This window comes from Empedobacter sp. UBA7620, assembly GCF_002484185.1.
GTDB lineage: Bacteria > Bacteroidota > Bacteroidia > Flavobacteriales > Weeksellaceae > Empedobacter > Empedobacter falsenii_C.
The window spans coordinates 32,767-42,748 of sequence record NZ_DLJI01000012.1 but is presented as its reverse complement, the minus strand read 5'-3'; the positions used below and the strand labels follow the sequence as shown (position 1 = coordinate 42,748).

General features: G+C 32.0%; 11 protein-coding genes and 1 pseudogene. 8 read left to right on the top strand and 4 right to left on the bottom strand.

From position 1 onward, the window contains the following. Both B2217_RS02165 and B2217_RS02160 read left to right on the top strand, forming a co-directional pair. Positions 1 to 460, top strand: a 460-nt coding sequence (locus B2217_RS02165) for a DUF1572 family protein (RefSeq protein ID WP_291122045.1), incomplete at its 5' end; no start/stop codon positions are given. A 72-nt stretch (positions 461 to 532) separates the two neighbouring features. Further along, positions 533 to 961 carry a hypothetical protein gene (locus B2217_RS02160; RefSeq protein ID WP_114999237.1) on the top strand — a complete coding sequence of 143 codons (429 nt, stop codon included), beginning with the start codon at positions 533 to 535 and terminating at the stop codon, positions 959 to 961. Positions 962 to 1,052: 91 nt separating this feature from the next. Here the strand turns inward: B2217_RS02160 and B2217_RS02155 are convergent, their stop codons facing one another. From B2217_RS02155 to gcvP, 3 genes and pseudogenes are all read right to left on the bottom strand, one after another. Beyond that, complete coding sequence (locus B2217_RS02155; RefSeq protein ID WP_114999239.1) at positions 1,053 to 1,295, bottom strand: hypothetical protein; 243 nt, start codon at positions 1,293 to 1,295, stop codon at positions 1,053 to 1,055. A 47-nt stretch (positions 1,296 to 1,342) separates the two neighbouring features. Beyond that, complete coding sequence (gene aqpZ / locus B2217_RS02150) at positions 1,343 to 2,053, bottom strand: aquaporin Z (protein ID WP_114999241.1); 711 nt, start codon at positions 2,051 to 2,053, stop codon at positions 1,343 to 1,345. Between the two features lie 149 nt (positions 2,054 to 2,202). Further along, positions 2,203 to 5,059 (bottom strand): annotated as a pseudogene (gene gcvP, locus B2217_RS02145) (aminomethyl-transferring glycine dehydrogenase). Positions 5,060 to 5,289: 230 nt separating this feature from the next. On the opposite strand from gcvP, the gene hisE reads away from it, so the two are divergent. The 4 genes from hisE to B2217_RS02125 all read left to right on the top strand — a co-directional run bounded on the left by hisE (position 5,290) and on the right by B2217_RS02125 (position 7,545). After that, positions 5,290 to 5,634 carry a phosphoribosyl-ATP diphosphatase gene (gene hisE / locus B2217_RS02140; protein ID WP_180906001.1) on the top strand — a complete coding sequence of 115 codons (345 nt, stop codon included), beginning with the start codon at positions 5,290 to 5,292 and terminating at the stop codon, positions 5,632 to 5,634. Positions 5,635 to 5,652: 18 nt separating this feature from the next. Further along, positions 5,653 to 6,429 (top strand): M48 family metalloprotease, encoded by a 777-nt coding sequence (locus tag B2217_RS02135; RefSeq protein ID WP_180906002.1) that lies wholly within the window; start codon positions 5,653 to 5,655, stop codon positions 6,427 to 6,429. A gap of 16 nt (positions 6,430 to 6,445) precedes the next feature. Next, complete coding sequence (locus B2217_RS02130) at positions 6,446 to 7,126, top strand: TPM domain-containing protein (protein ID WP_280046152.1); 681 nt, start codon at positions 6,446 to 6,448, stop codon at positions 7,124 to 7,126. Between the two features lie 116 nt (positions 7,127 to 7,242). Further along, positions 7,243 to 7,545 (top strand): hypothetical protein, encoded by a 303-nt coding sequence (locus B2217_RS02125; RefSeq protein WP_291122044.1) that lies wholly within the window; start codon positions 7,243 to 7,245, stop codon positions 7,543 to 7,545. A 1-nt stretch (position 7,546) separates the two neighbouring features. Here B2217_RS02125 and B2217_RS02120 read toward each other — a convergent pair whose 3' ends face one another. After that, entirely contained in the window at positions 7,547 to 7,948 is a 402-nt protein-coding gene (locus B2217_RS02120) for a thiol-disulfide oxidoreductase DCC family protein (protein WP_280046154.1), read from the bottom strand. 72 nt (positions 7,949 to 8,020) lie between these two features. On the opposite strand from B2217_RS02120, the gene B2217_RS02115 reads away from it, so the two are divergent. Both B2217_RS02115 and B2217_RS02110 read left to right on the top strand, forming a co-directional pair. After that, a complete protein-coding gene (locus B2217_RS02115) occupies positions 8,021 to 9,409 on the top strand; it encodes an HTTM domain-containing protein (protein ID WP_280046155.1) in 1,389 nt (462 codons plus the stop codon). Positions 9,410 to 9,451: 42 nt separating this feature from the next. After that, complete coding sequence (locus B2217_RS02110) at positions 9,452 to 9,955, top strand: DUF2314 domain-containing protein (RefSeq protein WP_280046156.1); 504 nt, start codon at positions 9,452 to 9,454, stop codon at positions 9,953 to 9,955. The last annotated feature ends 27 nt before the right edge of the window (positions 9,956 to 9,982 follow it).

The window sequence follows — 9,982 nt, the reverse complement described above, 5'->3', positions numbered from 1 at the left end:
TGAAAACTCAAATAGTATTGCGATTATCGTGAATCATCTTTCAGGAAATATGTTGTCGCGTTGGACTGATTTTTTGACAACAGATGGTGAAAAAGAGTGGCGAAATCGTGATGAAGAATTTGAAGATACAATCAAAACTAAAGAACAACTTTTAGAGAAATGGGAGAAAGGTTGGAAGTGTTTGTTTAATGCTTTAGCACAAATCAAAACGGATGAAGATTTAGAACAAATCATCTATATCCGAAATGAAGGACATACAGTAATAGAAGCCATTAATCGTCAATTGGCGCATTATCCATATCATGTTGGTCAAATTGTTTTTATAGGAAAGTTAATAAAAGATAATAAATGGAATTCACTTTCAATTCTAAAGAATAAATCTTCAGACTATAATCAAATTAAATTTTCTACAGAGAAAAAGACACAACATTTTACAGATGAGTTTTTGAAAGAAGAATAATTAAATAATACTTTGACGCAACCTTTTTATGATTAATTATCTTATTAGAAATTAAACTAATAAAATAACATTATGAAAGCAATTTTAAAAGTAGCATTTTGTACATTTTCTATTTTTGCATTTTTTGGATGTCAAAATGATGATTACTCTAAAAATAACAATGTAGATAAAGAGTTGAATGGAGTTTGGAATTTAGATAAAACATATGGATTTTACCCTGATCAAGCTTTTATTCAACATGAAAAAGGAAAAGTTATTTGGGAATTTAATACTTCGACAAATAAATTAAGTGTTGTTAATCATGTAGATGAAACTGCTGGAATTGTAACTGGTAATTATGATTTTTATACTTCTAAAGAAAAACTAAATGATAAAATAGAGTATAAAATTTTATATGTTGAAAATAAGAAACAAGGTGATTTTTATAAAATTGCTGGAGATTCATTAGTAATTAATTACGGAAGTGATTTAGATGGATATATTCTTGTATTCAAAAAATAAATCAGCAGGTTACAATCAAACGAAGTTTTCGGCAGGTAAGAAAACACAGCATTTTACAGATGAGTTTTTGAAAAAAAATAATAACAACTAACTAATGGATATGTTCTCTTGTTTTTAGAATTTCTTTTACATTTTTATAAGCTTGCTTCCAATTATCCGATTGTTTATAGTAAATAGTTTTTTTATCTACTATTTCAGGATTGTTAATCATATCAGATTTTTCAAATGATTGTTCACAAGTATGTAGTTTATGTAGATAAGCTAATAATTGTTTTGTATTCATTTTTTCTAATTCGTCAATTGATAAAACATTTGGTTTTCTATTTTTTGACATTTTAATATTTTATTAAAAAAAAAGCTCCATTCGGAGCTTTTCAGGTTTTATGCTAAATTTTCTTCTTTCTGTAGAAGTGTTTTATAAATTAATCCACCTACAATTGCGCCTGTAATAGGCGCAACCCAGAATAGCCATAATTGTATTAAAGGTTCGCCCCGTACAAAAATAGCTTGTGATGTAGAACGGGCTGGATTTACAGATGTGTTAGTGATTGGAATAGAAATTAAGTGAATTAACGTTAAGGCCAATCCAATTGCGATTCCAGCAAATTTTCCGTTTGCAAATTTGTCTGTCGCACCTAAAATAACAATTAAGAAGAAGGCTGTTAAGACAAATTCAATTAAAAAAGCAGATAACATACTGTAACCATGTGGTGAAAATGCGCCATATCCATTGGAAGCAAATGCTCCAGCTTTGGTATTGTCAATAGCGAAATTTGCATTTCCCGAAGCGATTAAGTATAATACTCCAGCAGCAGCAATTGCTCCTAATACTTGCGAAATAATGTAAGGAAATAATTGTTTTCCGTCAAATCGTCCTCCAGCAAATAAACCGAAAGAGACAGCAGGGTTGAAATGTCCTCCAGAAATATGACCAACTGCGTAAGCCATTGTTAGTACAGTAAGACCAAATGCTAATGCAACACCAGCGTAACCAATTCCTAATTCGGGAATACCAGCCGCAAAGATTGCACTACCACAACCTCCGAAAACTAACCAAAAAGTACCGAAAAACTCGGCAGCATAATTTTTCATAAATGTTTTAATATTAAAAGTTTAGTTGGAATGAATTTAAGAAAATTTTAAGAAATAAAAACATTTTAAACATTTAAATTATTTCAATAAAAAAATCGCTCCGATTTCTCAGAGCGATTTGTATTTATAATATATTCTTTCTAGAATAATTAATCCATATAAGCCTCAATAGGAGCACAAGTACAGATTAAGTTACGATCTCCGTAAGCATCATCAATACGAGAAACAGATGCAAAGAATTTACGTTCGCGAACCCATTCTGCTGGATATGCAGCTTTAGAACGAGAGTAAGGATATTCCCACTCGTCTGCCGTAATCAAGTGAATTGGGTGAGGCGCGTTGTGTAATACGTTGTTATCAACTGGATAATCTCCGTTTGCAACCTCATCAATTTCTTGACGAATAGAAATTAACGCATCACAAAAACGATCTAATTCTGCTTTGTTTTCAGATTCTGTTGGCTCAACCATCAATGTTCCAGCAACTGGGAAAGATACTGTTGGCGCATGGAATCCATAATCAATCAAACGTTTTGCGATATCCGTTACTTCGATACCAGCTTTTTTGAACGGACGACAATCTAAGATAAATTCGTGTGCCACTACATTGTTTCCATTTGTATATAAAATATCAAAATGCTTCTCTAAACGAGTTTTCATGTAATTAGCATTCAAGATTGCACCTTGTGTCGCTTTCAATAAACCTTCTGCACCTAACATTAAAATGTAAGAGTAAGAAATAGGTAAAATGAACGCAGAACCATAAGGAGCCGCAGCGAATGTATTTGTCGCTTCTTTTCCTCCAGTTTCGATTAATGGAGAAGATCCTAAGAAAGGCGCTAAATGTGCTTTTACACAGATTGGTCCTACACCAGGTCCTCCACCTCCGTGAGGAATAGCGAATGTTTTGTGTAAGTTAAGGTGACAAACGTCTGCACCAATGTTTCCTGGAGAAGTTAATCCAACTTGCGCATTCATGTTTGCACCGTCCATATAAACTTGACCTCCGTATGCGTGAATCATTTCAGTAACTTCTTCGATATTGCTATCAAAAGCACCATACGTTGATGGATAAGTAATCATCAATGCAGCTAAGTTATCTTTGTGTTTTTCACATTTTTCTTTCAAGTCAACTAAATCTGTTTCACCAGATTCTAAGTTCTTCACAACAACAACTTGCATTCCCGCCATTGCAGCAGAAGCAGGGTTAGTTCCGTGAGCAGATTGTGGAATTAAAGCAACATTTCTGTGTCCTTCTCCCCTTGCTTCAAAGTAAGAACGGATTACCATCAATCCTGCATATTCTCCTTGCGCACCAGAATTTGGTTGTAAAGAAGTTGCATCAAAACCTGTGATTACAGCTAAATAATCTTCTAAGTTTTGGATTAATGTTTGGTAACCTTCTACTTGATCTTTTGGAGTGAAAGGGTGTACATTCCCCATTCTTTCCCAAGACATGTGCAATAATTCTGTTGCAGCATTCAATTTCATTGTACAAGAACCTAATGCAATCATCGATTGGTTAAGAGCCAAATCTTTACGCTCTAAACGCTTGATGTAACGCATTAATTCTGTTTCTGTATGATATAAATTGAAGTTTTCGTGTGTTAAGAAATCAGAAGTTCTGATTAAATCTTGAGGTAAATAAGAATCATCTACTTCAAATTCGAAACCATCTTCTGTATTTTTAATTGTTGCAAAAACACTTAAAATTTCGAAAATATCTTCTTCAGAAGTCATTTCATCAATTGTGATTGAAATTTTTCCGTTCTCGAATCCATTTACATTAATTTCTTCTTCTGCAAAAATCTTTACAATTTCGTCTGAGTTTTCAACTTCAATTTGAATTGTATCGAAGAAATTAGTATTTACTAATTTAAATCCTAAATGCTCTAAACCTCCGTGTAAAACAGCTGCTTTAGTATGAATTTGATCAGCGATATATTGTAAACCGTCTTTTCCGTGGTAAACCGCGTAGAAAGAAGCCATAACCGCTAACAATACTTGTGCAGTACAAATATTAGAAGTCGCTTTTTCACGTTTGATGTGTTGCTCACGTGTTTGTAAAGCCATACGTAACGCATAGTTTCCTAAACGATCTTGAGAAACTCCAATAATACGCCCTGGAATTACACGTTTGTATTCTTCTGTACAAGATAAGAAAGCTGCGTGCGGTCCACCGTATCCCATAGGAACACCAAAACGTTGAGAAGTACCAATTGCGATATCAGCTCCCCATTCACCTGGAGGTGTTAATAATGTTAAAGCTAATAAATCTGTTGCAACANNCAACTTTTACATTAACTGCATTTGCTTTTTCTACAAATGATCTATAATTATTGATTTGTCCTCCTTTCCCGATGTATTGTACAATCGCTCCGAAGAATTCTTCTGTTAATTCAGTCGTTTCAAAGTTTCCAACAACTAATTCAATTCCTAAACCGTGTGCTTTCGTTTCTAAAACCGCTACAGATTGAGGGAATAAATTATCTGCTACAAAAAATTTGTTGACATTGTTTTTCTTTTGATCACGAGAACGAGATTCAAATAACATGTGCATTGCTTCACCACATGCAGTACCTTCGTCTAATAAAGAGGCATTTGCGATAGGTAAACCTGTTAAATCAGAAATAACAGTTTGGAAATTTAATAAAGCTTCTAAACGTCCTTGCGCAATTTCCGCTTGGTATGGTGTATAAGCTGTGTACCAACCAGCATTTTCTAATACATTACGTTGAATTGGCGCTGGTAAAATTGTACCATAATATCCATATCCAAGATAATTTTTTACTTTTTTATTTTTTGAAGCGATTTCAGCTAAATGATTAATAGCTTCAAATTCTGATAAAGCTTCTGGTAAATCCAAAGCATTTTTCAATCGAATGTTCTGAGGAACTGTTGCCTCAATTAAAGAATCAATAGAATCTTTCCCAATTACAGAAAGCATTTCAGCTGCTTGCTGCGCATTGTTTCCAATATGTCTAATGGAAAAATCGTTTGTGTTCATTGTGTTTGCGCTATGTTTATTTTCGCGTAAAAATACGTTTTTTTATCTTAAAATAAAAGTGAATAACAATGTTAAAAATTAATTGAATGAATAGATTAGAATTTTATTTTTTTAGAAATAAATGTGAATAAAATCTTTCTTTTTTTTCAAAAAATAGTAATATTGGCAATAGAATTGAGATAAATAATTCGGTAGAATTTCTTAAATTTATTCTACGTTTAAAAAAATCTATGAAAACAAACGATTTTATGGAACTTAATGAAAATACTTCTGAAGTCAAAGAAGCGAAAAAATTTCCATTCTTAAAGAAATTGGAAATAATGATGGAAGAGGCGAAATTAGAGGATGCGAAAAAATCTAAAATGAAACGTGTTCATAAAAAAGGTAATTCTCAAATCGCTAAAAAAATGGGAGAAGAAGCTGTAGAAATGGTTATTGCTTCGGAACAAGATAACGACGAAAACTTTTTAGAAGAATCGGCAGATGTTTTCTTTTATTACCTAATGGCGCTACATGCACGTGGTTTTGAATTGAAAGATGTTTTGGAGATTTTAAAGAAAAGGCATAAAAAATAATTAACACCTTACACTGATATGCAAAAGGGCGGAACGTCGATAAAATTAATAATTGCGGCAGCAATTGTTATTTTTTCTGTTATAAAATATTTTTCTTCTTCTGAAGTCAATGAAATTACAGGCGAAAAGCAATATATTTCATTAACCAAAGATGACGAAATTGCGATGGGAATTAATTCGGCTCCGCAAATGGCACAAGAGTTTGGTGGACTATCTCGAAATGCTCAATACCAGGAGCTTGTAAAACGAGTAGGCGCGAAAGTTGTTAATAATAGTGATGCACATAAAACGAATTATCCATTTCAGTTTTATGTGTTAGCAGATAATCGAACTGTAAATGCTTTTGCATTGCCTGGTGGACCAATTTTTATTACCGAAGCCTTATTGACGCGTTTGCAAAACGAAGATCAATTGGCTGGAGTTTTGGGACACGAAGTTGGTCATGTTATTGCGCGTCATAGTGCAGAACAAATGTCGAAACAAGAGCTTTCGCAAGGAATTGCAGGAGCGGCTGGTGTTGCAGCTGGAGATGCAAATTCGGCTTATTATGCGCAAGTTGTGGCAAATATGGTGAACATGAAATATGGTCGAGATGATGAATTGGAGTCTGATGATTTGGGCGTTCGATTTATGATTCAGGCAGGATATAATCCAGAAGCATTGATTGGTGTAATGGATATTTTGGAAGAAGCTTCAGGAGGAAGCCAAGTTCCAGAATTTCAGAGTACGCATCCATCGCCATCAAATCGTCGCGAAAAAATAAAAGCTGCTATAGAGAAATATAGAAATCAGTAGATTTTAATTCGTTGTAATGATAAGAAAAATACTTTTATCAGTTCTTTTATTTACAAATATTACATTTTCTTATGCTCAAGATTATGGTCAAATTAGCAAAGAAATTTGTAAATCAATTACAAAAGATCAATCATTATCAGGAAAAATAAAATTCTTAGATTTTAGAGATTTTATAAAAACGGATGCGGATAAATTTTTAATATCAGATGTAAATGTCTTTCAGTTCAATTTACAAAAGAGTTTGATTAAAAATTGTACTGAATTTTCTTTTATAGAGAATTACTCTTTGGTTCCCTTTTCAAATATTGTTGATTTAGAAAAAGTCTTTAATAGAGAAGATTTAGCAAAACTTGAAAAACAATTAAAGGAAATTCAAAAGACCAATCGTTTTCAGTTATTTATAATTTCTACGGATGATTATTTTCCAAATGAAAATATAACAGATTATTCATTTTCAATTCTTAATAACAATAGTTCGGATCTGTTTCAAAAAGGAAGTATGATAATTGTGTTTAATTTAAAATCAAGAGAAGTTAGAATTTCGACGAATAAGATTGCTCGAAATATAATTTCTGACGATTTTTCTCAAAAGCTAATTGATGAGCTAATTGTTCCAAACTTTAAAGAAGAAAAATATTTTGAAGGAATCAATGAAGCTATTGTAAAAATTAATGAAAAAATAGTTGTAGAAGATTAAATAATTTAAACAGAGTTAATAAATTGAAAGTCCATTTTTCTTTTCTTGAAGTATTATATCTTATTGTAGCAATTACTAGTTATTCATTCTTTTATCACACTAATGGTTTAGGATTTATGCAAGGAGATGATTTTAACTATGTTACTCAATTAGAGTCTTCTGGTAATGATGATGATTTTTTTGCAATTCTTACGGGAATTCTGGCTTTATTTTTCTTTATGATAAGTCTTTTTGTTAAAAGAAAATATTATGTGTTAGGAATAGCACTGTTTTGTATTAATTTCTCGTTTTTATTAATCCAAATGGGAGATTATTTTGTGACAATTATACACGGAAATATTGTATTATTTTTCTTACTATTAACTATAATGGTAATGAATTTTCTTTTGATAAAAAGGATATATGAAAAAATAAAATAATTTAATCAATAAACTTTGCTTTCAATTCTGGAGTCGGAAGCCAACAACTTTCTTGTTTTCCAAACCAACGATAACGATTTTTCGCAATAAAACTATAAACCACATCGCGCAAAGGTTTTGGAACAATCATAAAAATACTCAACCAAGAAGTTATTCCGTCCAAATATTTGGAAATTTTAAGTGCTGCAGATGATTTGGTATAAAATTTATCATCTTCAATAAAAACGACAGAATCAAATTTTGTGGCATCTAAATTATTTTCTTTCAAGAAATTTTGTCCAAAATCAGATTGTAACGAAGCAAAACGAAACTGATTTTTTTTGTCATGTTCAATCACAAACTGAACAGATTGATTGCATAAATTGCAAATTCCATCAAACAAAATAATTTTCCTCGTTTTCATACAATAAATATACGCCAAAAGTAGCTAAACTCTAAAGGTTATTTTTAAATTAGCCAAAATTAACAATCAATCATGTTTAGCGAATATTTATTCCGAAAAGTTGATAATTCTCCACTTGTAATTTTCCGAATAATCTTTGGTTTATTAATTGTTGCAGAATGTTGGGGAGCCATTTTTACAGGTTGGGTACAAACAAATTTTGTTGAACCGCATATTACATTTTCGTTCATCGGATTCGAATGGACCAATGTTTTCTTGGGACAAAATATGATTTATTTGTATGTACTCATGGGAGTTTTAGGCTGGTTTATCGTATTTGGTTTTGCTTACCGATTTTCTATTATCGTATTTTCGATTTTATGGTCGTTGACGTATTTCATGCAAAAAACAAGCTACAACAACCATTATTATCTGTTTATGCTAGTTTCGTGGATGATGACAATAATTCCTGCACATCATTTCTTTTCGATTGATAGTTTGATTTTCCCGAAAATAAAACGTCTAACCATGCGCAATTGGGTACCAACTTTATTCATTATTCAGTTGTTGATAGTATACACTTTTGCCGCTTTTGCGAAGATTTATCCAGATTGGTTTAACGGTGTTTTTTTACAAATGAAATTCCATGAATATGGCGATTTATTGACGACAAAATATAATCTTGTTGGTTTAGGAAAAGTTGTAAGTAGTTTAGAGTTTGCACAAGTGTTTGCTTGGGGTGGTTTCTTTTTTGATTTATTGATTATTCCTGCAATGTTGATGAATAGAACGCGCGGAATTGCTTTTAAATGTGCTGTAGCCTTTCATATTTTCAATTCAGCAGTTTTCGGGATTGGGATATTTCCTTTCTTTGCTTTGGCAATGTTAATTTTCTTTTATGATCCCGTTAAAATTCAGGAAGTTATTTTTCCTAAAAAATCATTTATGATGGATCGTTCAGATGAAGATAATTTATTGACAACTCGTCGTGTCATGTTCTCTTATTTGATGTTTTTCTATGTGATTTGGCAAATATATTTACCTGTTCGACACTATTTTATTCCGGGAAATGTTTTTTGGACAGAGGAAGGTCATCGCATGGCTTGGCGAATGATGTTGCGTAACAAAGCGGGTGAAGTTGTGGTATATGTTTCGAAACCAGATCCACAGAAAAAAGGTAAATTCTTGAAACGCGAGAAAGTAGATTTGACTAAATATCTAACCTTTAAACAAATGTCAAAAATGGCGGTTAGTCCAGACATGATGTGGCAATTTGCACGCTATGTAAAGTATGATTATGCGAAAAATGGCGTGAATGATGTCAAAGTTTTTGTGGATGCGAAAGTTTCTGTCAATGGCAGCGATTATTATCAATTTACAAATCCAAATTACAATTTAGCTTACACAACTTGGAGTTATTTTGGACATCAAAAATGGATTCAGCCAACACCAAAAGAGTTGAATTTATCTTATTTTGAATAAATTTATGTAACTTTATAGGACAACAATCAAAGAAATACAATTATGAAATATACATTATTCGCAATAGCTTTTTCGGCTTTATTATTTTCTTGTGGTAATAAGGAAGATAATGGAGTAAGTGCTTACAAAGGTTTGGATAAGCAAAAGCAAGAACAAAAAGATTTGGACAGTATTGGAAAAGAAGCGCAACAAACGTTTGATGATTTCAAATTGGCGTTGTCGATGAAAGATACAACGACGACTAATTTTATTGTCAAACAAATGTATGATATTCCGAATTCGACACAAAAAGAGCATATTTGGATTCGTGATGTATATTCGGATAACGATCAATTAAAAGGAATTGTAGACAACGTTCCGCAATACACAAAATTGGTGAAACACAATGATACAGTTGTGATTGATCCGACTAAATTATCGGATTGGATGTATTATAAAGGCGATAAAATGATTGGTGGATTTACAATAAAATATATGCGTAGTAAGATGACTGATGCGCAGAAAAAAGAGTTTGATAAACAATATAAAGTAAAGTTTGAGGATTAATTTCTGCTCAAAAATAATAAAATCAAA

Excerpts from the sequence above, each read along its gene's own strand:
- B2217_RS02135 (WP_180906002.1), top strand. The coding sequence starts at position 5,653 with ATGCAAAAGGGCGGAACGTCGATAAAATTAATAATTGCGGCAGCAATT.
- B2217_RS02160 (WP_114999237.1), top strand. The coding sequence starts at position 533 with ATGAAAGCAATTTTAAAAGTAGCATTTTGTACATTTTCTATTTTTGCA.
- hisE (WP_180906001.1), top strand. The coding sequence starts at position 5,290 with ATGAAAACAAACGATTTTATGGAACTTAATGAAAATACTTCTGAAGTC.
- aqpZ (WP_114999241.1), bottom strand. The coding sequence starts at position 2,053 with ATGAAAAATTATGCTGCCGAGTTTTTCGGTACTTTTTGGTTAGTTTTC.
- B2217_RS02125 (WP_291122044.1), top strand. The coding sequence starts at position 7,243 with ATGCAAGGAGATGATTTTAACTATGTTACTCAATTAGAGTCTTCTGGT.
- B2217_RS02115 (WP_280046155.1), top strand. The coding sequence starts at position 8,021 with ATGTTTAGCGAATATTTATTCCGAAAAGTTGATAATTCTCCACTTGTA.
- B2217_RS02130 (WP_280046152.1), top strand. The coding sequence starts at position 6,446 with ATGATAAGAAAAATACTTTTATCAGTTCTTTTATTTACAAATATTACA.
- B2217_RS02155 (WP_114999239.1), bottom strand. The coding sequence starts at position 1,295 with ATGTCAAAAAATAGAAAACCAAATGTTTTATCAATTGACGAATTAGAA.
- B2217_RS02120 (WP_280046154.1), bottom strand. The coding sequence starts at position 7,948 with ATGAAAACGAGGAAAATTATTTTGTTTGATGGAATTTGCAATTTATGC.
- B2217_RS02110 (WP_280046156.1), top strand. The coding sequence starts at position 9,452 with ATGAAATATACATTATTCGCAATAGCTTTTTCGGCTTTATTATTTTCT.